Source organism: Mastigocoleus sp. MO_188.B34, assembly GCF_030065675.1.
Taxonomy (GTDB): Bacteria; Cyanobacteriota; Cyanobacteriia; order Cyanobacteriales; family Nostocaceae; genus Mastigocoleus.
Genome location: NZ_JASJDK010000001.1, coordinates 91,847 through 118,460 on the forward strand (window position 1 = coordinate 91,847; position 26,614 = coordinate 118,460).

Here is a 26,614-nt window from a genome sequence, read left to right on the forward strand (position 1 = left end):
AAAGTCCTCAGTTTGTTAAATTAATCCTGTGTATAGGTAAAGTTTTGTGAATTTATCTGAGCCATAGCTTTACGATAACACTCTTGAAGCGAAGATTTAACCGTTGGAGAGCTAAAAAATTTTAAACGTAAGTTCCTTACACGGGTAGGTAAGCAAAGAAGTATTTTGCTCAACATTAAAAAGACAAAAATTGTTCGCCAGTAGTATAGGTTCGTAAAAAAAGCATCTTTTTTCATGAAAATTTAATAAACACAGCCCTATCTTAAGACATAAATAAGATACAAAATTTCATACGGTATTAGGAGTTACAGTAACTGGGGATCGGGCAGTGCTAGCTTGACTGGTGTAAGTTAAAATTGTGGCGTAAAACTCCTCAGCACTTATGGCTCAAATATTAGATCCCATCCCACCGGAGCAATCAGAGAAAATTCTCTGTTGCTATGTTAACGCTACGAGTAAAATACAAATTGCTCGCATTTCTAACATTGCTAACTGGTATTTTGAAAGGGTTGTTTTTCCCGGACAAAGGCTAGTGTTTGAAGCTCCGTTAGAGGGACAACTAGAAATTCATACAGGTATGATGGCAAGTGCAATCTTGTCAGATACAATTAACTGCGAACGCTTAGCAATTGATGAAGAAAATAATGAATTAAAAACAGACCCTAAAATAAATTCAAGTTCTATAAATAAAATAGAAAAATTGCAAACGATTAATACAAAACCCATAGAATCAAAAAGACCTTTAAATTCCTTGGCTTAGCATCAATTGATTAAGAAAAAATTAAGTATCTGGGTTGCTAACTTCAGCAACCCCTTTTTATTAGGTAAATTTATAAAAAATATTTACCTGATGGTGTATAAAAGGTAGTGATTTAGCAGTAAAGTAGACAGTGAAATTTGCCTTTTGTATTGGTTCACTAATTTGGATTTACCATCATTTCTTTGGTTATGGAGAATCGCTGCTTGGTCAATGGGTCTGTCCATACTGGCTTATCTGATTTTAGCTGTAACTGGTTTTTGGATATTTCGCACTAGAACTTTCCAGCAACAACAACCAATAAATCAATTTCCTCTCTCCTTACGTTCTCTACACTTTATATTTGGGATCTGTATGGTAAGTTTGGTGTTATTATTGCTGGCAATTGGAATTGTTGGTACTTACGGTCACTATGGTTCTTTAGGACACTCTCCACACTTACTCGCAGGATTGATTACAGTACTTTTGGTTATGTTCTCTGCCGTGAGTGCATTGCAAATCAGACCAGAAAAACCCTGGTTTAGAAGAATACACGTTACCACCAATGTGATGTTATTTTTTATGTTGGTTTGGGTGTCACTTACGGGATGGAGTGTGGTGCAAAAATATTTACCTTGATTTTCTAAACTTGGTTACTGGCGATTCAAAATTTATCATTGCGATTAATTCTCATTCACCTAAATACTTACTCGTTTTTGAGTCAGGTTTAGTCGCTATTTCACTAAATTCAAACACAAAATTACATAAAATTTGATTTATGTTGGGAAATTGATTGAGTCCCAGAAAATCACAAAAATATTACAAGTTTAAGTGTGAGACCTAATTTTAGAAGATATAAATCTCGAACATCGATTATGATCTCAAAATAATCGTTATTTCGAGCATATTTGCTATTTTTTATATATTTGTCAATAATTACAGATTTTTAGAATTACAGATTTTGTTCTTCAAATTTTCATAACCTCAAGGCTAATAGCTCAAATATTAGATTTGAATCTTAATTATCTGTCCGCAAAAGTTATAAATAAATCCTAATTTTTTTTCGTGTTAAATTCTAATGATATAAAAATTTTTTAGCGTGCAGGAGTACCATGTAATTGAAGCAGGATTTTTGTTTTGTGCTCAAACCCATTTACCTGGTATGGAATCACCCGTTATTTTTCGTCTTTCTCCTTTAATTCGAATCGTACTTTTATCTTTGTATGTAGCTCTCACGTTACCTTTACCTTTTCTTGCTGAGGTTACAAATGCACCAGTATCACCTGTCATGCTTTGGTTAGGTATTAGTGTAGGTTTAATAATCCTTTATGGTGTTTTAACCGAGCGTGTAATTTTAGATGCCCAAGGGATTAAAGTAGCTTATGCTGCGTGGGTACCACGTTTATTACGCAATGGTTGGTCTTTGCCTTGGTCACAAATAAAACAATTAAAGCCCCGCACTACAGGTCAGGGAGGACTCGTTTACTACTTCCTTAGTAAGGAAGAAAAAGCTTATTTATTACCAATGCGAGTTGCTGGATTTGCTCGTATGGTCAAACTAGTAGAAGAAAAAACAGGAATTGATACTACAGATGTTTATCCTTTAGCACAGCCTTGGATGTACTTTATTTTGTTAGGCTTTACATTGCTATTGCTTTTGGTTGATGCTTGGACAATTATGATAGCAATATCTTCTGGACAATTAGCTTAATTTCTTGATCGCTTCAATTCTCGATCGCTACATTACATTTATGGGTGAGGCTAGTTTGTACTAGCTTACTCTCCCATACTTTCAATTATTGTATTAAAAATTATAGACACAAGAAATATCTAACTAATTTCAAGCCCTCAAAATCTAGAAATTTAAAGACTTAGCTGAAAAACTTAAATCAATCAAGGTTAAAATTGCTGAATAATTCTCCAATAATACTCAAACTTGAAAAAGTAAATTTGTATAGCAGTTTACTTGCTAAAGGAAAAAGGAATCAGTTAGGATATCCAATCTTACAGGATATTTCATTCCAAGCAATTTTAGGGGAAAGACTTGCTATTGTGGGATCCACAGGTGCAGGCAAAACTTCTTTATTGCGTTTACTCAATAGACTTGATGAACCAACAAATGGCAAAATTTATTTCGATAATTTAGAGTATCACCAAATACCAATTATCGAGCTTCGCAAATCTGTTACTTTTCTACCCCAAGAAGCAAAATTATTGGGGATGAAAGTTAAACAAGTCTTGGCTTATCCGTTAGTATTACGTGGATTCAACAAACAAAAAATTCGCCCTATTTTGGATGAATGGACAGAGAAACTGCAAATTCCCAACGATTGGTTGGAAAAAACAGAATTACAGTTGTCTGCAGGACAACGACAAATTGTTGCGATCGCACGTGCTTTACTTATCCAACCCAAATTACTGCTGTTGGATGAACCAACTTCAGCCTTGGATGCAGGTCATGCTAATAAGCTCATGGAAATCTTAGTGACCATGAGTCAGGACAGCAAGACAACTATTTTGATGGTAAATCATCAACTAACCTTGGCTAAGAAGTTTTGTACTAAACTAATACACTTACAACAAGGAAAAATATTAGCCGATTTAGCAGCCTCTGAAGTTAATTGGGAAAACTTGCAAGAAAGTTTGTTAAAAGCGGCAGAGGAAGACGATTTTGGATTTTAAGTGAGCTAGATTGATTTATTTCATCGATCTCCCACTTCTCACCCAGTTGTCTCAGGATTAATATCTTAACTGTCAACTGTCAGTTGTTTGGCATTTAATGCAGGACGCTGATTATTAAACTTCTCTTTTGATAACTTTGTTGTTTCAGGTGAATTGGAGTTAAGAAGCTCCATATTAAATCTGTATCCCACATTTCTAATTGTTTGAATTAAATTAGGTTGGCGGGGATCTAATTCAACTTTCTTACGCAAAGATAAAACATGAGTATCAATAGTGCGTGGATTATCAATAGCATCAGGCCAAGCCCGACGCAATAACTCCGACCGACTCAGAGGTATTCCCCCTGCTTGCGCAAGAACATAAAGTAAACTAAACTCTTGAGGCGTTAAATCAATAAATTCTCCTTGAAAACGGACGCGACGCTGTACTAGATCGATTTGCAAAGAGCCATAATCTAAATAAGCCGGAGCAGCAGGAGTACGTTTGCGACGAACTAATGCTTCTATCCTTGCTAGAAACTCTTGCATTCCAAATGGTTTTGTTAAATAGTCATCTGCCCCAGCTTTCAATCCAGCAACTATATCTGCTTCATGAGAGCGAGCAGATAGCATTAATATTAAAGGTTGTTGCTGGCGATGTAACCAACGGCAAAACTCAACGCCATCCCCATCCGGTAAGTCAGCATCAAGAATAACCAATGTTGGTTGATAGTTCATGAAAACTTCCCTCGCTTGATATATGCTGGCAGCTTGATGAACTCTATATTCTAATTGTTGCAAGTGCCAACCAAGTAACGATCTCAAGTGGGGATTCCCCTCTATGATTTCAATACAAACCGAACCCACGGTGGCAAGACCCCTCATTCGTGTGTGATTTTCAAAGTATCAAAGTCTTTACATTCGGTTTTGTAACCGTTGTTACTCATATTGTGTTCAAATGCGTTTTCAATTTATATATAGCAACGTAATCTGTTTGCTTAATAGTCTATTTGCTCTTTAGTACTTTCCATCCTTAAGTTTTTGTTATAATTATCATATAATGCCTGTTCCCTAATTTTCATTTATCAAAAGAGTTTTATTTCCCTGAACTAATTTTATTTCAACAGATTAAAATGTAATACTGTTTGATAGGGATGTAAAATTTATTTAACTTTTGCGCGGGGACACATAAAGTATCCGAATTCAGTACTGCGATGAGTTAATTTTCAGTATGTTAGCAAATGTAAACGTATATCTTTGTTAGGAGGTAATTGCATTTTTAGTTTTCTGGAATAATGAGACGTGATTTTGTAGATAATAGCAACGACGCCTAAAAATAAAAAATAATACTTGCTGTTGGATGTCGTTCCTAGCACCTACTTCACTTTTGAACTGGAATAATTTACAATTTTCATTCCAAAGAGATTTCTATAGCAGTTATGCTCCAAGATGCACAAACCATCCGTTATTACCAAAGATTGACTGACGCCTTCGTCGAACTTTGGAATCGCGGTTATCGTACAGATGATATTCGGATGTATTTGGATGGATATTTAGCCGCACTGCGACATGGGAACACTATTGAACCCTTTTTAATCCACCGTTTAGAAGAAGAAGCCACACGATACCTACATGATGCGTCTAATTTTGCTATGACGCAGCCCCAGCCAGATTACTATTAATCCGATTGCTATTAATATTTTTTCGCCCAAATGTTATCAGTAATCCTCAAGTGACGGGATAGATTATATCACATAATCTCCCTGATTCAAGATAATTCAGTGGTGTGAAATTTTGGGGATACATTAAAGCTCATAAATTCCCTCATTTATTTGGTGGTAGCAGATAAATGAGGGAATTTGTGTTAAGTAATTTTTTGTGCCAGGAATTAAGCAATAGTAAATCTAGTGCTTATATAAATCCCTCTCGAAAAACAAGTTTTATGAAGCTAATGCAACTTCTACAACTTCCTGTAACTCGCCTTTTTGGTACAATTCGTACATAATGTCAGCACCACCGATGAATTCGCCATTAATATATGTCTGGGGAATTGTGGGCCAGTTAGAATACTCTTTAATACCTTGGCGGATATCGTAGTCTTCTAAAACATCAAAAGTTTCAAAGGGAACTCCCAAAGAGTTGAGAATTTGTACGACATTGTTAGAAAAACCGCACATGGGCATTAGTTTGGAACCCTTCATAAAAACCATTATCTTGTTTTGTTTGATGAGGTTCTCAATACGTTCTTTTATCTCTGGCGTCATGGTTATGTACCTATAATTTCTGAGTTAATGAGCGTTTGTTTGAACTGTTAAGATTACAAGCAACGTAGATGTATTCCAAACCAATCGCCACCGGAAATGTAAGGATAGCAGAATTGGTGAGTATAAACAATTAGTACGCTTAAGCCTCTGACTTTAGTCGGGGGTTGCTGACTGATACACTCGCTCAATATTTGTAAGTTTAACCTTGGCGAACAGCATATGCTGTCCCTCTATTGGGGGGTTAATGTTTTCAGTGCCAAAGCATGAATAGCTTCACTTGACATTGCTTCATTTAGCGCACCGTAAACCAATTGGTGTTGTTGCACCAGTCTTTTACCTTCAAACTGCGATGATACTACAGTAACTTGGTAATGGTCTCCACCACCAGTTAAGTCTTGTACTTCTACTTGAGCATCAGGAAGCTCCGCCTTAATCATTGCTTCAACTTGCTGCGGACTAATCATCACCATCTCTAAAAAACTTCTTTTCTATTATGGAACAGATGGAGAATTCGGGAGTCAGAAGTCGGGAGTCAAAAGTCAGGAGTTAGAAGTCAGGAGTTAGAAGTCAGGAGTTAGAAGTCAGGATATGACCTGCGGTCACGCTGCGCTAACAGGAGTCAGGAGTCAGGAGTCAGGAGTAATTAATGTAATTTGACCGATTACCAATTACCAATTACCAATCACTAATAAGCAGAAACCACTGCCTAAAATTCAAGCAGTGGTTTGGATCGTTGGGATGCAAGGATTTTAACTGAAATCAAAATATCCAAGCCCTATCGGGTTATGAGTATTCTGTGAGACAGCTTTGCCGTCATGCTTTTTATATCGCGGTTGAAAAAGAAAAAAATCGCTATTATTTTTGAGATGAAGAAGTGTTGCTAGCACCACTACCAAAAGGAGAATCAACAAAACCCAATTCTAATAATTGTTGATAAGCTTTTTTACCTAAATCCCGCGTTGGCATTTGACTTTTAATAATTTGTACCAACAAAGGTACAGCAAGAGATGGTTTGTTTTGTGCTCGATGTACTAAAGCTAGTTGATAAGTAGCTTCATCACGCATTTGGGCTGTGTCTCGTGCTTTTTTCCTTAAAGTATCGGCAACTCTATTATCTATTCCAGAAAAACTAGAATTTAGTTGCTGGTAGAAATTTGATAGTTGATTAAAAACGGATCTAGCATCTTGAAGCTTTTTTGCCGCTTCTGAATAATTTTGGGATGAAACAGCATTACTCGCATCGCTCATTAAGCGCTTGCCATTTTCAATGCTGAGTAAAGCACCACTTTGACCTGTTGGACGGAGAGTATTCGGGTCGTTAGGGTCAATAGGCTGTACATTATTACCCGTATCTGGTAGGTTCTGTACCTGAGCTTGGGCTGGTGATAGCGAGCTTAAAGTAGCTATCATTACCAATGAAACGAAGCGAATCAAAGAAGCAGTTGCAGCAATTTTCATGTGGTTAATCCGCGCGACAACTAAATACAAGAGGGATAGAAACTTGAGGTATCTTAACTCTGTTTTGTTGTTTGACAAAGCAAACCCACATACTAAGTTTCTCAGATTTAGACCGGTATTTGCTTGAATTAAGTTCCCAGTCCTTTTCTAGACACCAATTGACACCACTGCCATGAAAAATTCAACTGACCCTTATGCTTTTTCTTCGTCTGGTATTTCACCCAATAATTTAGGAGTTGTTTTACAACGAGGTGGGGAAGAATTAATTTTAGAAAAAGCTTTAGATAGATTTACTATTCGCCCACAAAATAATATCGCGTCACAAAAACTTTCTCCAAATTTTTTGAGTACTTGGATTTGCTCTATCCCTAAAATGGATTTGGAATTATTTAGTGTTACACCTACAAGGCTCGAAGCTGCGATGGTGCAAGCACGTTCTAGCCAAAATATTATTTTTGCTTCCCATGTATATAAGTTGAGGGACTATCCGGGAACTTTTGTTTATTTAAGCGACCAAATTACTATTGAATTTGCTGCAGAGGTAAATGACAAAAAAATTCTTGCGATCACTGCTGAATTTGGTTTAGTCAAGGAGCGACCAGTTCTTGGTTTAGTAAACACTTGGGTTTTTTTAGTTAGCAAACAAGCTACGGAAAATCCGATCAAAATAGCTAACCGTCTCACAGGCTTTTCTGAAATATTGGCAGCAGAGGCAAATATCATTATTCAAGCCGAGCCCCACTACAAACCACGAGAACCACTTTATCCACAACAATGGTATCTCAATCATAATGGTGGTAATTTGTTGGCTCCTGGCGCTCATATTGACGTAGAAAAAGCCTGGGATGTAACTCGCGGGGTTCGTTCTGTAGTTGTGGCTGTAGTAGATGATTCCTTCGACCTGGATCATCCAGACTTTCAAGGGGTTGGTAAAATAGTTGCTCCTAGAGATTTAAAAGAAAACGATTTTTTGCCTTTACCTAATGAGAAAGAAACAAGTCATGGTACCGCTTGTGCAGGAATAGTTTTAGCCGAAGAAAATAGTATTGGAATTACGGGAGTCGCACCTGGTTGTACGTTAATGCCGATTCGTACCACCGGATACCTTGACGACCGATCCGTCGAAGAAATTTTTGAATGGGCTATTGACAAGGGCGCATCTATAATCTCCTGTAGCTGGGGTGCATCTGCTGTTTATTTCCCCTTGTCCTTACGCCAACGGGCTGTAATTACTCGCGCTGCAACACAAGGGCGTAATGGTAAGGGTTGCGTTATTTTATTTGCTGCCGGTAATGCTAATCGTCCAATTGACGGAACTGTTTACGAACAGGGATGGATTAAAAATATTTTACGGGGTAATACAAAATGGCTAAATGGTTTTGGAGTGCATCCTGATGTAATTACAGTATCTGCCGCTACAAGTATGAATAAAAAAGCAGCCTATAGTAATTGGGGAAGGAATATTTCTGTATGCGCTCCTAGTAATAATGCATTACCGGGAATGTGGTTTCAAGAAACTGGTTTTGTTTATACACAGCCATCAATTAGACAACCAGTTTATGGAAGAGGAATGTTAACTACTGACCAATTGGGTGCTGCTGGTTATGGGAAAGGTAACTTCACCAGCAATTTTGGCGGTACTTCCAGCGCAACTCCAGTTGTAGCCGGTGTTGCAGCATTAATTTTGTCGGTAAACCCAAACCTAACTGCAAAGCAGGTAAAACATATTTTGCAAGAAACCACCGACAAAATTGTAGACTCCGAACCTGACCCCCAATTAGGATTACGTTTGGGAAGTTACGACGAAAATGGACATTCACAATGGTTTGGTTACGGTAAAGTTAATGCCGCAAAAGCAGTACAAGTAGCGCGGGCTTCTACCATTGCTTCACCTCTTGCAACTAAACAAGTCGGTGGGAGCAATCGTACCCGTTTAGTTATTCCAGACAATGACAGCCGTGGGGTCAAAAGTAGAATTTCAATAACTGATTCTAGCCCAATCAAAGATATTCAGGTCACGGTGGACGTGAATCACGAGTTTTTAGGTGATTTGGAAATTTATTTATTTGCCCCAAACAATCAAAAAGTATTACTGCAAAATCGAACTTTGGGGCGTCAAACTTATTTAAATAAAACTTATACGACGCGATCAAATCCTGCGCTTAAGCAATTTTTATCAATTTCAGCCAAAGGAAATTGGCAAATATTGATAATTGACTTAGCTCTTCAGGATATAGGAAGTCTGAATAGTTGGGAATTAGTCCTAGGGATTTAATAATTCAAGCAATTGAAACTAAAAATCACAGTTAAAGTAACAGAATTCAGAATAATATGTCGCCGATCTGTAACAGTCTATATAAAGCAAGCAATACTTAAGAAGTAAACAATTATTTAAGAGTTGGGTACTTAAGAGTTGGGAATTTCTGCAAAAGGAGAGGAATTGATTTCGGATTGGCGTTCATCCAATTGCTGAAGTTTACTTAGTAATTTAGCAGTGAGAAGTTTGGCATCTTTCTTGATGCAATTGCCGATAAAATCCTTCACTTGTATGGGCTTTCCAATGTTAATACTCGCATCATCACCCCAACTGGGATAAGGTTGGCTATAATTAATCGCAATTGGTACGATTTTGATTCCTAAGCTGGGATTACTTGATTCAGCAGTTAAAGCTAAACGCGAAATACCTGGTTTTAAAGGATGAATTAAACCATCGCGAAATATGTCGCCCTCTGGATAAATAACTAATATTTCCCCTTCTACCAATAACTCAATGCTATAACGCAAAGAAGCAATAGAAGGACGACGAGTATCTACGGGGAATCCTCCCATTTTGCGTACAAACCAACCTTGGAGTCCTTGGCATTCATTCATCGTGACCATAAAACGCAAGTCTCTTCCTGTGACACAGCGACCTGCTGCAAAGGGTAGAAGTAATGAATCCCAACGCGCTCTGTGGGTTGGGGCAAGAATAATAGGGCCTGTGCGAGGTAGATTTTCTTTACCGGTAATTCGAACTTGCCGAAAAAATAAAGGCAAAAGAAGATTACGCCCTAGGATGTAGGCAATGGTGCTCAGCCAAGGAGAAACATTGTAATTTATTCTGGAAAGATTATTCCGTAATGGCTTTTGTTCGGGGACATGGGATAAAGAGTAAAAATCTATCATCTTGGTAGCTGCTGATTGGAAATTCGTATGTGATTAAATCTTCATTAGTAACACCGTAGATTTTCTTTACTCACTTGTGTGATACTAGCGGGACAGTTTTGTCTCTGTCCTTACAGTTTTTTTTTCGTTCTTCGAGCAGCAAACCAAGTTTGTAATTGTTGCCGGCAATCAGCCTCTAAAACTCCTCCAATAACCTGCAAATTGTGATTAGAGGCCGCACTATCGGGAATATTCATTGTGGTTCGAATCGCCCCAGTTTTTGGATCGTCGACTCCGTATACCAAAAGTTTTAAACGTGATTGTACTATAGCGCCAGCACACATCGGACAAGGTTCCAAGGTCACATAAAGAGTGCAGTCCTGCAAACGCCAATTTTGCAAACTTTGGGTTGCTGTTTTGATGGCGATAATTTCCGCATGACCCGTAGGGTCGTGGTCTCTTTGTTTTCTATTACCTGCTTCTGCAATTACATTTTCAAATGAATCAATAATCACAGCGCCAACAGGAACTTCACCGCAATTACCTGCAGCCTCAGCTACTTCTAATGCACGGCTCATCCATTTCCGATGTATAAGATATTCTGAATAATCGAATAACATATTTAAAGTGGGAGAACAGTGATTCGAATGTCGGAATAATGTAGCAAGACAATTTAAGGTTTACCCTAGAAAATTTACGCTTAGAGAAAAAATATATGGGATAGCCTAGTTTGCCATCCCACAAAAAGAAGATTTTATCCAGAATATATTTTTTTAAAGCGATCTACATTGGTGATTTTGCTAATATTGTGTCAAGTTGGCTTTGACTATCCAGTTGATACAAATCGTCGCAACCACCTATATGCTGATTATTAATAAAAATCTGCGGTACCGTGCGACGCCCATTAGCGCGCTCCGACATTTTATTCCTTGCCTCAGTATTACCGTCAATTTTATATTCAGTAAACTTTACGCCTTTCCACCACAACAGCATTTTTGCACGGATGCAATAAGGACAAGTTTGCCAAGTGTAGATTTCAACATTTGCTTTAATACGTTTGGGATCTCTTCCTAGCAATGGATTCAGAAATTCAAGCATCTTAAAAAATATAATATTGGAACCATATTTTCTTTAGCCTAGCAGTAGAAAGCTCGGTGTATCTTAAGTTTCTGGTAGCCTAGGTGGAATTAATAAATTCCAAGAAAGCATAATTCTTCAAAGGAGAAGTTTAGATGTGATTCTGGTGACTAGGTTTAGATGTGATTCTGGTGACTAGAATTACTAAAATAAATATCTCCTGTACTCCTTTCTACATTCCCGCAAAATATACACAGTTATTGTCGAAAAATGTAGTTAATTGCCAGTATTTAGCAGCAAAACTTAACACGACACGAGTGTTAACTATTTTCCATAGGTATACTTGCTTTGGTAGACTTGAAAACTGAAAAGGTTATTCGCAAACAACGCAGAATCAAGCTATCGAGAGGGCAGACTTCGTGGAAAATACTCTGGGATTAGAGATCATTGAGGTAGTAGAACAAGCAGCGATTGCATCTTCGCGCTGGATGGGTAAAGGTGAAAAAAATACCGCCGATCAAGTTGCTGTAGAAGCAATGCGGGAGCGAATGAATAAAATTCATATGCGCGGACGTATTGTAATTGGTGAAGGAGAACGGGACGATGCACCCATGCTCTATATTGGCGAAGAAGTCGGTATTTGCGCCAGACCTGATGCCAAAGATTTCTGTAACCCAGAAGAATTAGTTGAAATTGATATTGCAGTCGATCCATGTGAAGGCACCAACTTGGTAGCCTATGGTCAAAATGGTTCTATGGCTGTTTTAGCAATTTCAGAAAAAGGTGGTTTATTTGCTGCACCTGACTTTTACATGAAAAAATTAGCGGCTCCAGCGCCGGCAAAAAATCATGTAGATATTAATAAGTCTGCCACCGAAAATTTAAAAATTCTTTCCGAGTGCTTAAATCGTTCGGTTGAGGAATTGGTAGTAGTGGTAATGGATCGTCCCCGCCACAAAGAACTGATTCAAGAAATTCGTAGCTGTGGAGCAAGGGTACGCTTGATCAGTGATGGAGATGTTTCCGCTGCAATTTCTTGTGCTTTTGAAGGTACCAATATCCATGCACTTATGGGAATTGGTGCAGCACCTGAAGGCGTGATTTCCGCTGCTGCAATGCGTTGTTTGGGCGGACATTTCCAAGGACAATTAATATACGATCCTGAAATAGTAAAAACAGGTTTAATTGGGGAGAGCAAAGAAAGTAATCTTGCTCGCCTCAAAGAAATGGGTATTAATGACCCCGATAAGACTTATAATGCCGAAGAACTAGCTTGTGGAGAAACCGTATTGTTTGCAGCTTGCGGTATTACTCCCGGTACCTTGATGGAAGGGGTTCGCTTTTTCCATGGTGGTGCAAGAACTCAAAGCTTAGTAATTTCCAGTCAATCCAAAACTGCCCGTTTTGTTGATACTGTTCATATGTTCGGTGAGCCTCAACGCTTACAACTTAAATAATATTAGGGCATAGGGGATGGGGCATAGATCTGTAGATCGTGGGGATTGGGAAATAAGATAAATCAATACTCTTAGTTCCCAACCCCCATCCCCAATCCCGAGACCCAATACCCAATCCCCAATTAGTTATTAAAAGTTTAAAAGATGAATATAGTAGTTATTGGGTTGAGCCATAAAACAGCACCTGTGGAAGTTAGGGAAAAATTGAGCATCCCAGAGCCACAAGTAGAAAGTGCAATTGCAAATTTATTAAGTTATGCAAATATTGATGAAGTTGCAATCCTTAGTACTTGTAACCGTTTAGAGATTTACATTGTTTCTTCTGAAACTGAGCAGGGGCTGCGAGAAGTTACTCAATTTCTTTCCGAACACAGTAAATTACCCATTCCTTCTCTGAGACCTCATTTATTTGTCTTATTGCACCAAGATGCGGTTATGCATCTAATGCGAGTATCTGCAGGGTTGGATAGCTTGGTACTAGGAGAGGGACAAATCTTAGCCCAAGTCAAGAATACTCATAAACTGGGACAACAGTACCAAGGTATTAAAACTATTTTGAATCGATTGTTCAAACAAGCTATCACTGCTGGTAAGCGGGTACGTACTGAAACCAGTATTGGTACGGGTGCAGTTTCCATTAGTTCTGCAGCAGTGGAATTAGCACAGATGAAATTGAACAGTTTGAATGGTTGTAGAGTAGCAATTCTCGGTGCTGGTAAAATGTCGAGGCTGCTAGTGCAACATTTAGTATCAAAAGGTGCTACAGAAATTTCTATTATAAATCGTTCTTTAGGAAGAGCTGAAAAACTGGCAAAACAATTTGCTGAGTACGAAATCAGGACTCATCTTCTAGCGGATATGATGTCAGTTATTAGTGAGAGTAATTTAGTATTTACCAGTACTTCGGCGACTGAACCAATTCTGGATCGCGTTGGATTAGAACCAGTAGTAAAATCCGATAGTTCGTTAATGTTAATTGATATTTCCGTTCCGCGAAATATTCATGCAAATGTTAATGAGATAGAGAAGGTACAGGCTTTTAATGTTGATGACTTAAAAGCAGTGGTAGCCCAAAATCAAGAAAGTCGTCGCCAAATAGCTCAAGAAGCTGAAGGACTTTTGGAAGATGAGTCAATGACCTTTGATATTTGGTTGCGTAGCTTGGAAACTGTTTCTACTATTAGCAGTTTGCGAAATAAAATAGAAACAATCCGCAAACAAGAATTAGAGAAAGCTTTATCAAGGTTGGGTTCAGAGTTTGCTGATAAGCACCAAGAAGTTATAGAAGCTTTAACTCGAGGTATTGTTAATAAAATTTTGCATGACCCAATGGTACAGTTGAGGGCACAGCAAGATGTAGAAGCAAGAGAAAATTGCATGCAAACTCTACAAACGCTATTTAATCTCGATGCGGAGAAAATATTTAATTAGAAAATAGCTTCATTGAAAATAGCTAATTGTCATCAGTTTACCTTATATTATTCCAGGGTAAGTATCAAAAATACTTAAATACTGTACAGCGATCGATAATACAGTCTTAGCAAATCCTTGATCGCTGACAACTGATAACTGTATTCCGTAAGAGCATGGCGTCAGCCGCCGCCATAAACTGTTAGTAAAGCGTGCGCGGTCTAGCGTAAGCGTACTGTAAGTATTGCGCATTAACTGTCAACTGATAACTAAACTTCAATCCACTTACGTAGCAAGTTCGCATGAGTTTTGGCTGCTATGTCAAACTCTGCTGTCTTACCATATTTGTGATACATGGCTTGCTTAAGGGTATCCAAATCAAATAAAATTTCTCTCTCGTGAACATCGCGAACGTAACTTTGCACCCAACTCACTGCAGCTAATCTTTTCCCTTCTGTGACTGTTGCTACTCTATGTAAAGTTGTGGAAGGGTAAACAACCATTCCTCCTGCTTCTAGTTTAAAGTTTTGCTCTCCCAAACTAGTATCGATTACTAGTGCTCCACCACAATAATCATTGGGAGAATTCAGAAATAAAGTAAAAGATATATCGGAACGCATGGGATTTTCACCTCCCATTAATGCATTATCAGTATGAGCACCATAATACATTCCCGTCTCATAGCAACTAATAATCATCGGGCGAATGATTTTTGGTTGTACTGCAGCTTGAAACAGCCTATTATTTTTTAGCGCTTGGGCTATGATACTTCTTACTTCTTTTGTTGTTGTAGCCTTTGATGACAGCTGAGTATTATTTTTTACTTTCTTGGCGAACCATCCAGCTGTTATTTTACCATCTACGAATTCAGCATCTTTAAGATAAGAGTTAATAAAATTTAACTCATCAGAACTTAGAACATTTTCAATACAAAGAATCATTGGATTTCAATCAAGCAATTCAAATATCTTATGATTTATATTTCCGTTAAATATGTGTAGCGCCATGAAATATTGGAGATCATTCCACAGAAAGTGAATATCCAAAATTAAGGTATTTTTGTAATCTTTCCAATGAAATAGATTTATATCAATTAAATCTCTGTAAGCAGGGCAATAATATCAATTCGGCAAAGGATAATAATCAAAGAAAAGGATAATAAAAATAATAGCTTGTAAAAGCCCTCCAATATTTAGGAGGGTTTAGGAGGGGAGAAAATTTTGAATAGACTTTGATTATCTCATATAAAAAGGTTTAAGCCCGAAAAGATTAGCCTTCGCCACCTTCTCCTCCACCTTCGCCACCTTCTCCTCCACCTTCGCCACCTTCTCCGCCTTCAGCAGGTGATGCAGGTTCAGCTTGTTCCGTTTTAGGGGCTTTGTCACCTTCTTTTGCTCCTTCTTCACTACCACCTTCAGTTGCTGGACCACATGCAGCTACAGATGCAGCTAGACCCATAGCTAAAAATAACGCAATAGTTTTTGAACCCATATTAATACTCTTCTCTAAATACACTCACAGTTAATATCAGTTAATAGATTTCGCAATTCAAATGAATACGTACTACCTACTATCTGTTATTTATTGCAAATGATTCTACATTGCTTCAGAGACTTTTTGCAAGTAAAAGTTATCACTACAACCACAAGCTTGAAAAATACTTTTATGTTACAACCCTAGAAGTATTAACAACTAAATAAACAAGCATATTTTTTACAAAAATAACCACTTCATCGAAACAGCAAAAATACATCTAACTCAAGTTAAATTTACCCTTGTAATCTCAAGAGTTTCAATGATATTTGCAAATCGTTTTGATGTTTTTTCTGCCAATTTCGGCAATTCTAACTTCTAATTCATAAAACTCACACAATATAAAATAAAATATAAAATATTTGTGTAAAAATATTTTTTTGATTCATCTAGTATCAAGACAAGAGATACATTTGTAACACATAATCTTTTTAAGATAATACTTAGTAAATGTAAAAATAAACACTTGTAATCAGCAGTACTGAAAATATTACAATTAGCAACTAGTCAAATAATCTTGTTAATCCTGTAATGTATTACGTCTGGGCGCTCGTTTTTATGCGATCGCATTGGTGAAAATTGTAAACGTAACAACACTTGCAAACAGTGCATAGTATTTAATACAAAATTAAAGCCTGAAGAAGATTTCCTGCAACTTTATGTGAAGTTTCTATAAATAGGTAAATAGCAGATATTTATAATATTTTCAAGTATAGGTAAGGAAAAGATAGAGATAACTCTACCTTCTCCAAATTATCAACGGATCCGCTTTCGTTCCGTAAGTCCCGTAGGTTTCAAATCTCAAGTGAGATTGGTAGATAATCTTAGCTAATTTTAGCCTTCACCACCTTCGCCACCTTCTTCGCCTTCAACTTCTGTAAATTCTTCGCCACCTTCAGCTTCTGTAGCTTCTTCATCACCTTCAGCTTCTGTAGCTTCTTCGCCACCTTCACCACCTTCACCACCTTCAGCTTCGAGTGTTTCTGTTTGTTCAGTTGTTGTTTCGTTGTTTTCGGTTCCTTGCTCTCCTTCTCCAGTGGTACCACAAGCAGCAGCAGTAACGGTCAAACCTAACGCCAAAAATGTAGCAATAATTTTGGAACTCATTGATATACTCCTCACTGAATGTAATTAAAGTTTGTTGTTTATTTTTTGCCTCAGTTAAAATTCACTCAATCTAAAATTTGCACAAACTCAGTAATTACCTCTTCAAATATGGGGTTTTAAATAATAGAAATCTCGACACTTTAATTTCCCTATTCGAAGAAGATAATATTTCTAATAGTTTGTGGTAATTCTTTTAGATTTCAGCCTAATTTACGAACTGAATTTTACTAGTCAGGCAAAACTAATATACTTTTACCTTTTTAAATTGATTTTCATCAAGAAATACAGAACACATTTATGATTTATTAATCAGGAAATTCACATTAAGTAAATACTTTTAATACATAAAAATTACATATAAATATATTAATTAATATGCCGACAATGAAGATTATAATTTATGAATTAATTGCTCTATTGAAAAAGTATTATTATTCATCTTCATAAATATAAAAGTTGTATAGATGCTTAGGTATTATTAATAATCTTAAATGTAATTTACTTTTACTTATATGCTATTCCATAACTAAAATAGGTTTATAATAACTTCAAAGAGAATTAAATAAAAAATAATTCTCATTAAAGATCTAGTTGTCGCTGCAAAATGTCAATGCCTCGTGCGTTAAGTAGAAAACTGTATCGAATAGTTTTACAGTTATTGGGAGTGTGGCTGGCTTTTGATTTAATTTCCCGCCTAGCTGCAGAAATTTTCTGGTTTGATGAAATAGGATATTTATCTACATGGGCAACACGCTTAGCGACTCAAATCGGATTATGGATATTTAGCTTTCTTATCACATTAATTTTTCTACTCTTTAACTTGAGAGTAGCCAAAAATGCTAAAAGTTTATCCCGCAATCCTTATTTTGTCTCCAAACGTTTTCTCCCTCGGCGTTGGAAAAAAGCTAAACCAGAAATTTTCACGACATCAAAGTATGGTTTTACTTTACGCTTGTTGTTACCTGTTGTAATTGTATTAAGTCTATTAGGAGGAATAATAGTAGTCTATTATGGTCAAGAAGCGTTAAAAATTTGGTATCCTCAAATCCAATTACCTTCTTTTACATTACAATTACCTACAACCTGGACATTATTTCTACAGTTATTTAATTTGCAGAATGTTTTGATCCCAATTCTACAATTAATTTTACTTTTGGGATTAACCATTGCAATCTTGGGTTATCCACACTATTACTTAAAAATTACATCTTTCCTCATCAGTTCATTTATAGGTTTTTTAGTATCAGCAAACTGGAATAAAATTTTAGAGTATTTTAATTCTACTAATTTCGAACGTACAGATAATTTATTCGGTAGAGATATTAGCTTTTATGTTTTCTCATTACCAGTTTGGGAATTATTAGATTTTTGTTTTATTGGAGTATTAAGCTACAGTCTAGTAGCAGTTACTTTAACATATCTGCGATCAACAGACACCATATCTGAAGGGAGATTTGCGGGCTTTTCCTTATTACAGCGCCTCCACATTAATGCGTTAGTTAGTTTATTCATGTTAGGGATTGCTCTGCGCTATTGGCTCTTACGTTACAAGTTACTTTATTCAACCCGTGGTATTAATTATGGTGCTAGCTATACTGATATTACAGTTGAGTTACCTATATATACTGGTTTAAGTCTTTTTGCTATAGTCATGTCCATTTATTTGGTATGGCGAATTATTTTATTGTTTCGAGTATCACAAATTAATCCTGAGTCAGTACCCCATGCTCGTCAGTTGGTATATGCAATCGGAATATTTCTCATAGTAGCAACTATATCAAGCAAAATGTTGCCTGCTGTTGTGCAGCAGTTTATCGTCAAACCAAATGAATTAGCACGAGAACGTCCTTTTATCAGGCGTACTATTGAACTGACCCGTAGAGCATTTAATTTAGATTCCATAGAAGTTAAAACTTTCGATCCTCAAGGAAAGTTGACTTTGGAAGACTTACAAGAAAATGATTTAACGATTAGTAACATTAGGTTATGGGACACCCGTCCACTGCTACAAACTAACCGTCAACTACAACAAATACGACCTTACTACAAGTTCCCCGATGCTGATATAGATCGTTATACCTTAAGAAAAGAAGAAGGAACGGGTAGCGAGAAACAACAGACTATCATCGCAGCACGGGAACTAGATTATTCCGGAGTTCCACAACAAGCGAAAACTTGGGTTAACGAACATTTATTTTATACCCATGGCTATGGCTTTACCCTTTCCCCTGTGAATGAAGTCATTCCTGGAGGGTTACCAAAATATTACGTTAAAGATATTGGCGTTGAGAATAAAGGTACTCCAAGTTCTTTACAGATTGCCAAGAGAATTCGTGCCAGTGTTCCCATCGGTCAACCACGAATTTATTATGGTGAAATTGCTAATACGTATGTAATGACTGGTACAAAAACTGAAGAGTTTGACTACCCAAAAGGTAATGAAAACGCCTATAACGTTTATGATGGGCGTGGCGGTATCCCTATTGGTTCGATGTGGCGGCGTTTGTTATTTGCCCAATATCTCAAAGATTGGCAAATGTTATTTACACGCAGCTTTAAATCGGAAACAAAACTTCTATTTCGCCGTAACATCAAAGAGCGGGTAAGAGCAATTGCGCCTTTTCTACGCTATGACAAGAATCCGTATTTAGTCGTTGCTAATGGAAATGCAACTAATAAGAAAGGAGAAGGAACTTATCTTTACTGGGTGCTTGATGCTTATACAGTTAGCGATCGCTACCCCTATTCCGATCCAGGTCAAAATGATTTCAATTACGTTCGCAATTCAGTCAAAGTAATTATTGATGCCTATAACGGTACAGTAGATTTCTACGTTGCAGACGATACAGATCCAATTATTAATACATTTAAAGCTATTTTCCCCAATCTTTTAAAACCTTTAGATAGTATGCCTGTTCCTCTGAGAGCTCACTTACGTTATCCAGTAGACTTATTTTCTATTCAGTCGGAACGCTTACTGGAATATCATATGACACAGGAACAAGTTTTTTATAATCGTGAAGACCTGTGGAAAATACCTAAAGAAGTATATGGCAGAGAGGCACGTCCAGTAAAGCCATATTATCTAATCATGAAATTGCCCACTGCTAAGAATGAAGAATTTATTTTGATGCAACCTTTTACTCCTACTCAACGGGAAAATTTAATTGCTTGGTTAGCAGCCCGTTCGGATGGTCAACAGTACGGTAAATTGTTGCTTTACGAATTTCCCAAACAGAGACTTGTTTATGGACAAAAACAAATCGAAGCTTTAATTAATCAAAATCCAGAAATATCCCGACAAATTACTCTTTGGAATCGCGAGGGTTCCCGAGCAATTCAAGGAAATCTACTAGTTATACCTATTGAGCAGTCATTACTATATGTTGAACCACTTTATTTGGAAGCAGAAAGAAATAGTTTGCCAACTTTGATACGAGTAATTATTTTTTATGAAAATAAGATTGTCATGGAAGAAAGTTTAGAAAAGGCAATCAAAAAAATATTCGATCCAAAATACAATACGACAGGTCTAAAAGAAAATCTCATTCCTCCGATAAATATTGCAGTACCGACAATTGATACTACTAATCCTGAAGAGTAAATCCCTAATTAAAAATAAAGAATACAACCATTACTGTTATCTGGATTTAAATTACAATCTTAGGTCTAGACGTAATATGTTGGCTTAAAATCAAAGTCTTAGGATTGCTAATAATGTGATTAAGCATAACTTATCGGTTCAAATAAAATTGATTTTTCATCATTTTTGTTATTTGATGAATCGCCCCAGGTGGGCGTGAGATAATATCTATATCTTCCACTCCGGACGTTTAAAAAATGCGAGTCGTGAAAATTCCACGTACAACGACAGCTGCATAATTAATATTTCTATTGCAAATCAATTCATTCAGAGCAAGTTTCCATAGCCGTTAACTACAGTTTTATTCAATTCCTGATTAATCTTTCAACTAATTAGAGGTTTTCTGTCGCACAAGAGGAGCAAAATATGAAAAATAACTTAAGAAAAAGTAGTTTAGTTAGCTAAACCTTACAAAATTAATATAAATTAATAATTTGTAATTTGTAATAATTTGTAATTTGAACTCCGATTTGATTCGCTTACGAAAACTAGCTGCAAACACAGTACATAATGTTATCGCAGAATTGTGCCCTAGGTACACTCTATTTACTCCTACACAAATTTACTCCGCTCAAACCACAAGGGAAAAACCTGTAAAAGCTCGTGTGGAGTAATCTCTTCTGTCTTCCTAAAAGTCAAGAAGTAAAAAAATTTTATGCCTAAGTTCTTAGGCTGTTGAACTGTACATTGTTAACTTACATTCGCTGTACCAATCAAGAAGGGTATGCTGCACCAAAAATGAGCAGCACACCTATTTGATTCAGCTCTAATTAGATTCAAATCTAATCCGATTATAACAAGTTATGACGAAAGAGCAATTTCAAACCTTGTTACGTTTTTTCAAAGTTATGGGGGACGAAAGTCGATTGAAAATTGTAGGTATTTTGGCAAATCAAGAGTGCAGTGTTGAAGAACTTGCAGCATTATTGCAACTCAAAGAGCCGACAGTATCTCATCATCTATCAAAACTCAAACAACTCAATTTAGTGACTATGCGTCCTGAGGGAAACACTCATCTGTATCAGCTAGACAACCAAACTTTGTCAACTATCAGTAGAGATGTATTTGTCCCGGAAAAAATAGCATCTTTAGTAGTGGATATAGATAAAAAAGCTTGGGAAAGTAAAGTACTTAGAAGTTATTTAGTGGAAGAAGAAAAAAGTGTAAGCAATCAAAATAATAAACAACAACTAAAAGATATTCCTGCTAGTCGTAAGAAACGTCTAGTGATTCTTAAGTGGTTGGTAAATAAGTTTGAAGTGGGTGTCAAATATCCAGAAAGTACAGTTGATGAGATTCTTAAACATTATTATCCTGATAGCACAATTATTAAAGAAGAGTTAATTGCTAACAATCTGATGCAAAGAGAAAGAGAAAGTATGATTTATTGGCGTGCTTGATTAATTGGTAAAACTAATAAATAAAACTAGTTACTAAAACAAAATATATAATTTATTTATACTGAATTATTAGTGAGTTTTCCATAGTAGCTTTCCCTGTGATTTGAGATTGGATACCACCAATTTTAATTACTCAAAAGAGAATAGTTCTAGTTTTGCAGCTGCACAATTGTACAACAAAATTTCAAGTTCACATTATTAGAGTCATATGGTACTAAAATACTCTTATTAATTACGTCTAATCAAACATTATGATCGATTAGCAATAAAACAAAATCAAAATATTTAGGGATTGGTCGGATACCAATATCTTTTACATATGTACCCCCCAATCCCTTATCTTATAGTAACTAAGCTGCGCTATAGTTGGGTAATAAAGGTAATTTAAAACCCTAAACCCAGGTGTTTTGCACTTTCATAGTGGTTTCAATCAAGCCCTGGCTTCATTTAAACGAGTTGTATATATTGCCAGATCTGTTGCTACCTTATTCGATAAGAAATACCCCCCTAATAAATTAGGAAATGCCATAGCTAGAAAAGTAACATCACTGAAATCAAGTACTGATTGGGGCTTGGTAACTGAACCAACAAACACAGCTGCTAAAAATAATATTTTATAAATAATCAAACTACGTTCGCCAAAAAGGTATTCCCAAGCTCTTTCCCCGTAATAACTCCAGGAAATCATTGTGGAAAAAGCAAATAAAAATACTGACAAAGAAAGTAGTATCGGGAACCAACTAATTGCTGTCCCAAAAGCTACAGATGTAAGGGCTGCTCCTTCAGAACCTTTTACAAGTTCCGCATATCGAGGATCGTTGTAGACACCAGTGATTATAATAACTAAAGCTGTCATATTGCATATCACTACTGTATCGATAAATGGTTCTAGCAATGCAACCAAGCCTTCTTTGATTGGTTTGTCTGTTTTTGCTGCTGAATGAGCGATCGCAGCGGAACCAATTCCTGCTTCGTTAGAAAATGCTGAACGTCTTAAGCCCTGTACAATTACACCAATAATTCCTCCTTCCACTGCAGTTGGAGTAAAAGCTTCTCGGAAAATTGTTCCAACGGCTGTGGGAACTTGAGAAAAATTAGTTACAAGAATCCAGAGAGCAGCAACCACATAAATAATGGACATTACTGGTACTACCGTACCTGCAACCTGACCGATACGACGGATACCGCCGATGATTACTAAAGCAACTAAAAAAGCCAGAACTAAGCCATAAATCCAAGCATAATTGGCGAAGAAAGGAAATACTTCTTTGACAGCACCATAGGATTGATTTGCTTGAAACATGTTTGCACCACCGAAGGCTCCAAGTATGCAAAATACAGCAAAAAAGATTGCTAATACTCTACCCAATGATCTAAACCCTATTTCAGTAAGCCCCTTGGATAGATAGTACATCGGTCCACCAGCAACTCTACCATCAGGCTTGATAATACGATACTTTTGACCGAGTGTTGCTTCAACAAATTTACTTGTCATTCCCAACAAACCAGCAATAGTCATCCATAAAGAAGCACCAGGTCCACCGACACTAACAGCAATTGCAACACCAGCAATATTTCCCAGACCGATGGTTGCACTTAAAGCTGCAGCTAGAGCTTGGAAATGGGATACTTCTCCTGGAGCGTTGGGGTCATCATATTTTCCTCGAACAATATCAATTGCATGTCCAAACATGCGAACATTGACAAATCCCATACGGAGAGTAAAAAATATTGCTCCACAAATTAACCATAAGACAATTAAAGGAAAGCCATAAACACTGAAAAAGAGAAAACTAGCTATTATTGTTGTGATTTGAGTAAAACTATCATCAATACCTTTTAGTAATGGATGACCCACTGCCTCATCAGCAGCAAGTACTACAGTGGGAATAAAGCATAAAAATATACTTAAAAACCAAATACGTTGAATTGCAGATTTTGACATTTACTAAATTTCTCCGAGAATGAAGCAGATAAATGGCATTTCGTTTATGCACAGTACCTTAAGGCGTAGGTTATAAACAAGTTTCTTTATACACAAGGTGAATACAAGGACTTAAGTCATTTGATTTTGCTGTGAAAAAGTTAGTTTTAAAACTCTTTAGGTAGTTTGATGTGATAATTACCTATGACATACAAAATTTATGTAATTGTTTAAAAAATTTAAAGGTTGCTGGACAGTGGAGATTGGAAATTTTGGGGAGTGTGGGAGGTAGGGAATGATAGATTTTCCTACCCTTAGTTTTTACTCCCAATCTCTCAAACTTATTTGGGAACACTAGGTAGAGAATGATTCCCATAAGAGGTAGTAAATTGCTACGACAGAAAATCCATAAACTAATCGATGGTTTAAATGAAGAAGAGCTTGAAAAAGTCTGGCATTTTGTCTATGCCTTACATTGCGACCTATACATGATCGAAGCAATAGAAAAAGCAAAGGATTTACAACAGCCCTGGAATATTTTAAGCCATGAAGAAGCGGTACGAAGGTTATTGTTTTAACGGTTAAAAAATGGTTTTTACCTTCTCATACCAAGGATATTTTCCTTAATAGATCTATTTTTAATGAGTAATTATTACTATTAATATTAGGATTTTCCAAAAGCTATACTAAGCTTGTCAAGCTTAAGAATATACATACTTGCACCAAAAGCTACCTATCTATACCTTGTGTTTATTCCCTTAGTTAGTATCTTGATGGAACTCACTCAATTGAGCGTAAAGAAGCATAAGTTTGATGAGGCAATACCTAGTTCATATTAAGTATTGTGATTATGGAAATGCGCTATACCCAGTCTTTTTTAAAAGACTTGCGAAAATTACAACCAGCTAATTACCAAAAAATATATGATTTTGTGTTTGTAGATTTTACTAAACATTTGCCTTTACACTCCTTACCAGAATTTAGACAGCTAGACTCTGAAGGGATTTTTTATCGCTTTACCTTTGAAGGATATTTAATAGGTATTGAAGTGAAAGGTGAAATTATTAAGTTTTTGCGAGCGATCGCGATCCCAGATATTTAAAAAGAGCAACATAAGCAAGACTTAAAACTGTATAAGATGACAAAGAATTCCTTGGGCCTTACCTTAGACTTGTTTGTGAAAACTGTTTTATTTGAGATTTCCCTATGGATGCTACCGCACTTTGGCAGCGCTACCAGGAATGGTTGTATTTCCACGAAGAATTGGGATTTTATCTAGACGTCAGCCGAATGCGGTTTGATGATGCTTTTGTGGAGGCGCTGCAACCTAAATTTGATAAAGCTTTTAAGGATATGGCGGAATTAGAGAAAGGAGCGATCGCCAATCCAGATGAAAATCGTATGGTTGGTCACTACTGGTTGCGAAATCCAGATCTTGCTCCTTCTCCAGAAGTGACTCAAGAAATTGTTAGTATAGTTGAACACATTGAAGTGTTCGCGGAGAAAGTTCATACAGGAGGTATTCATCCCCCGAAAGCTCCACGCTTCACTGATGTTATTTCTATTGGTATTGGCGGTTCTGCTCTTGGACCTCAATTTGTCGCTCAAGCTTTAGCTCCAGATTTTCCTCCTTTAGCGATTCACTTTATTGACAATTCCGATCCTGCAGGAATAGATCGTGTTTTGACTCAACTGCGAAATCGCTTATCAAGTACTTTGGTTCTGGTTATATCCAAGTCTGGCGGTACTCCAGAACCACGTAATGGGATGAAGGAAGTTAAAACAGCTTACTCCGGACAAAATTTGGATTTTGCTAAATATGCTGTTGCAATTACTATGCCCGGTAGTAAGTTAGATAAACTTGCTGAGTCAGAACAATGGTTGGCGCGGTTTTCCATGTATGACTGGGTTGGTGGACGTACCTCGGAAATGTCTACTGTTGGTTTAGTACCTGCAGCACTCCAAGGAATTGACATTCGCGCTATGTTAGAAGGCGCAAAAATCATGGATGATGCAACCCGCATCCCAAGCATTAAGAGTAACCCAGCAGCACTTTTAGCCCTATCTTGGTACTTTTCTGGGAACGGAAAGGGTGAAAAAGATATGGTTGTTTTACCTTATAAAGACAGTTTGCTTCTCTTCAGCCGTTACTTACAGCAATTGGTAATGGAATCTTTGGGTAAAGAAAAAGATTTGGATGGCAACATTGCTCATCAAGGAATTGCTGTTTATGGAAATAAAGGTTCTACCGACCAACACGCTTACGTTCAACAATTACGGGAGGGTGTACCAAATTTCTTTGCTACATTTATTGAGGTTTTAGAGGACCGCAAAGGAACGTCTGTAGAAGTTGAAGCAGGAATAACCTCGGGAGATTATCTGTCTGGTTTTCTTCAAGGAACTCGACAAGCACTTTATGAAAACCAACGCGATTCAATTGTAGTAACTATTTCTCAAGTGAATTCTCGCACTGTAGGGGCATTAATTGCTTTATACGAACGTGCTGTTGGTTTCTATGCCAGCCTGGTTAATATTAATGCCTATCATCAACCAGGAGTAGAAGCAGGGAAAAAAGCTGCTGCTGCTGTTTTAGAATTACAAAAAAAGGTTGTGGAAATATTACAAGCACAATCCAATTCTTTATCTTTAGAAGAATTAGCCCAAAAGGCCAACGAACCAGATAAAGTCGAATCAATATATACGATATTGCGTCACCTTCATGCAAATGGGCGTGGTGTAGTTTTGGAAGGTAATTTTGCCCAGCCCAACAGTTTAAAAGTTTCTTTGAACTGATATATGGA

General features: G+C 36.9%; 23 protein-coding genes and 1 pseudogene. 13 read left to right on the forward strand and 11 right to left on the reverse strand.

All coding sequences use genetic code 11. The features are described from left to right. Positions 1-382: 382 nt before the first annotated feature. The 4 genes and pseudogenes from QNJ50_RS00350 to QNJ50_RS00365 all read left to right on the forward strand — a co-directional run bounded on the left by QNJ50_RS00350 (position 383) and on the right by QNJ50_RS00365 (position 3,418). A pseudogene (locus QNJ50_RS00350) lies at positions 383-774 on the forward strand (DUF1830 domain-containing protein). Positions 775-922: 148 nt separating this feature from the next. After that, the gene (locus tag QNJ50_RS00355) at positions 923-1,375 is read left to right on the forward strand and encodes a DUF4079 domain-containing protein (protein WP_300630868.1); all 453 of its coding nucleotides are present in this window, start codon (positions 923-925) and stop codon (positions 1,373-1,375) included. A 523-nt stretch (positions 1,376-1,898) separates the two neighbouring features. Beyond that, the gene (locus QNJ50_RS00360; RefSeq protein ID WP_300630966.1) at positions 1,899-2,447 is read left to right on the forward strand and encodes a hypothetical protein; all 549 of its coding nucleotides are present in this window, start codon (positions 1,899-1,901) and stop codon (positions 2,445-2,447) included. A 197-nt stretch (positions 2,448-2,644) separates the two neighbouring features. Beyond that, positions 2,645-3,418 (forward strand): ATP-binding cassette domain-containing protein, encoded by a 774-nt coding sequence (locus QNJ50_RS00365; RefSeq protein WP_300630967.1) that lies wholly within the window; start codon positions 2,645-2,647, stop codon positions 3,416-3,418. A 65-nt stretch (positions 3,419-3,483) separates the two neighbouring features. Here the strand turns inward: QNJ50_RS00365 and QNJ50_RS00370 are convergent, their stop codons facing one another. Continuing rightward, entirely contained in the window at positions 3,484-4,263 is a 780-nt protein-coding gene (locus QNJ50_RS00370; RefSeq protein ID WP_300630969.1) for a response regulator transcription factor, read from the reverse strand. A 572-nt stretch (positions 4,264-4,835) separates the two neighbouring features. Between QNJ50_RS00370 and QNJ50_RS00375 the strand changes: the two genes are divergently transcribed. Further along, positions 4,836-5,078 (forward strand): DUF6761 family protein, encoded by a 243-nt coding sequence (locus tag QNJ50_RS00375; protein WP_027846374.1) that lies wholly within the window; start codon positions 4,836-4,838, stop codon positions 5,076-5,078. A 258-nt stretch (positions 5,079-5,336) separates the two neighbouring features. Here QNJ50_RS00375 and grxD read toward each other — a convergent pair whose 3' ends face one another. The 3 genes from grxD to QNJ50_RS00390 form a co-directional block, all read right to left on the reverse strand. Continuing rightward, on the reverse strand, positions 5,337-5,660 hold the full coding sequence (gene grxD, locus QNJ50_RS00380; protein WP_027846373.1) for a Grx4 family monothiol glutaredoxin: 324 nt from the start codon (positions 5,658-5,660) through the stop codon (positions 5,337-5,339). 230 nt (positions 5,661-5,890) lie between these two features. Further along, positions 5,891-6,124, reverse strand: coding sequence for a BolA family protein (locus tag QNJ50_RS00385; RefSeq protein ID WP_027846372.1), 234 nt, complete (start codon positions 6,122-6,124; stop codon positions 5,891-5,893). Positions 6,125-6,515: 391 nt separating this feature from the next. Continuing rightward, a complete protein-coding gene (locus tag QNJ50_RS00390) occupies positions 6,516-7,118 on the reverse strand; it encodes a hypothetical protein (protein ID WP_300630871.1) in 603 nt (200 codons plus the stop codon). Positions 7,119-7,290: 172 nt separating this feature from the next. On the opposite strand from QNJ50_RS00390, the gene QNJ50_RS00395 reads away from it, so the two are divergent. After that, positions 7,291-9,393, forward strand: a complete 2,103-nt coding sequence (locus tag QNJ50_RS00395; protein WP_300630872.1) for a S8 family serine peptidase — start codon at positions 7,291-7,293, stop codon at positions 9,391-9,393. A gap of 131 nt (positions 9,394-9,524) precedes the next feature. On the opposite strand, the gene QNJ50_RS00400 is transcribed toward QNJ50_RS00395, so the two are convergent. The 3 genes from QNJ50_RS00400 to grxC form a co-directional block, all read right to left on the reverse strand. Next, positions 9,525-10,283, reverse strand: a complete 759-nt coding sequence (locus QNJ50_RS00400) for a 1-acyl-sn-glycerol-3-phosphate acyltransferase (protein ID WP_300630875.1) — start codon at positions 10,281-10,283, stop codon at positions 9,525-9,527. A 110-nt stretch (positions 10,284-10,393) separates the two neighbouring features. Further along, the gene (gene tadA, locus QNJ50_RS00405; RefSeq protein ID WP_300630878.1) at positions 10,394-10,882 is read right to left on the reverse strand and encodes a tRNA adenosine(34) deaminase TadA; all 489 of its coding nucleotides are present in this window, start codon (positions 10,880-10,882) and stop codon (positions 10,394-10,396) included. Positions 10,883-11,045: 163 nt separating this feature from the next. Beyond that, positions 11,046-11,360 (reverse strand): glutaredoxin 3, encoded by a 315-nt coding sequence (grxC, locus tag QNJ50_RS00410; protein WP_300630881.1) that lies wholly within the window; start codon positions 11,358-11,360, stop codon positions 11,046-11,048. Between the two features lie 398 nt (positions 11,361-11,758). On the opposite strand from grxC, the gene glpX reads away from it, so the two are divergent. Beyond that, positions 11,759-12,796, forward strand: coding sequence for a class II fructose-bisphosphatase (gene glpX / locus QNJ50_RS00415; protein ID WP_300630884.1), 1,038 nt, complete (start codon positions 11,759-11,761; stop codon positions 12,794-12,796). Positions 12,797-12,940: 144 nt separating this feature from the next. Further along, complete coding sequence (locus QNJ50_RS00420; protein WP_300630886.1) at positions 12,941-14,227, forward strand: glutamyl-tRNA reductase; 1,287 nt, start codon at positions 12,941-12,943, stop codon at positions 14,225-14,227. A 248-nt stretch (positions 14,228-14,475) separates the two neighbouring features. Here QNJ50_RS00420 and QNJ50_RS00425 read toward each other — a convergent pair whose 3' ends face one another. The 3 genes from QNJ50_RS00425 to QNJ50_RS00435 form a co-directional block, all read right to left on the reverse strand. Next, positions 14,476-15,147, reverse strand: a complete 672-nt coding sequence (locus QNJ50_RS00425; protein ID WP_300630889.1) for a Fe2+-dependent dioxygenase — start codon at positions 15,145-15,147, stop codon at positions 14,476-14,478. Between the two features lie 328 nt (positions 15,148-15,475). Then, positions 15,476-15,697 carry a hypothetical protein gene (locus QNJ50_RS00430; protein ID WP_300630892.1) on the reverse strand — a complete coding sequence of 74 codons (222 nt, stop codon included), beginning with the start codon at positions 15,695-15,697 and terminating at the stop codon, positions 15,476-15,478. Positions 15,698-16,573: 876 nt separating this feature from the next. Beyond that, positions 16,574-16,846 (reverse strand): hypothetical protein, encoded by a 273-nt coding sequence (locus QNJ50_RS00435; protein WP_300630896.1) that lies wholly within the window; start codon positions 16,844-16,846, stop codon positions 16,574-16,576. Positions 16,847-17,456: 610 nt separating this feature from the next. Between QNJ50_RS00435 and QNJ50_RS00440 the strand changes: the two genes are divergently transcribed. Together QNJ50_RS00440 and QNJ50_RS00445 are read left to right on the forward strand one after the other, a co-directional pair. After that, positions 17,457-20,450 (forward strand): UPF0182 family protein, encoded by a 2,994-nt coding sequence (locus QNJ50_RS00440; protein WP_300630899.1) that lies wholly within the window; start codon positions 17,457-17,459, stop codon positions 20,448-20,450. An 842-nt stretch (positions 20,451-21,292) separates the two neighbouring features. Continuing rightward, positions 21,293-21,889 carry a metalloregulator ArsR/SmtB family transcription factor gene (locus tag QNJ50_RS00445; protein ID WP_300630902.1) on the forward strand — a complete coding sequence of 199 codons (597 nt, stop codon included), beginning with the start codon at positions 21,293-21,295 and terminating at the stop codon, positions 21,887-21,889. A gap of 430 nt (positions 21,890-22,319) precedes the next feature. Here the strand turns inward: QNJ50_RS00445 and QNJ50_RS00450 are convergent, their stop codons facing one another. Then, positions 22,320-23,834: an alanine/glycine:cation symporter family protein gene (locus tag QNJ50_RS00450; protein ID WP_300630905.1), complete on the reverse strand. Its 1,515-nt coding sequence runs from the start codon at positions 23,832-23,834 to the stop codon at positions 22,320-22,322. A 344-nt stretch (positions 23,835-24,178) separates the two neighbouring features. Here QNJ50_RS00450 and QNJ50_RS00455 point away from each other — a divergent pair, with 344 nt between their 5' ends. The 3 genes from QNJ50_RS00455 (at position 24,179) to QNJ50_RS00465 (ending at position 26,606) form a co-directional block, all read left to right on the forward strand. After that, entirely contained in the window at positions 24,179-24,391 is a 213-nt protein-coding gene (locus QNJ50_RS00455; protein ID WP_300630906.1) for a hypothetical protein, read from the forward strand. 272 nt (positions 24,392-24,663) lie between these two features. After that, the gene (locus QNJ50_RS00460; RefSeq protein ID WP_300630907.1) at positions 24,664-24,915 is read left to right on the forward strand and encodes a cytotoxic translational repressor of toxin-antitoxin stability system; all 252 of its coding nucleotides are present in this window, start codon (positions 24,664-24,666) and stop codon (positions 24,913-24,915) included. Between the two features lie 104 nt (positions 24,916-25,019). After that, positions 25,020-26,606 (forward strand): glucose-6-phosphate isomerase, encoded by a 1,587-nt coding sequence (locus QNJ50_RS00465; RefSeq protein WP_300630908.1) that lies wholly within the window; start codon positions 25,020-25,022, stop codon positions 26,604-26,606. Positions 26,607-26,614: the final 8 nt, after the last annotated feature.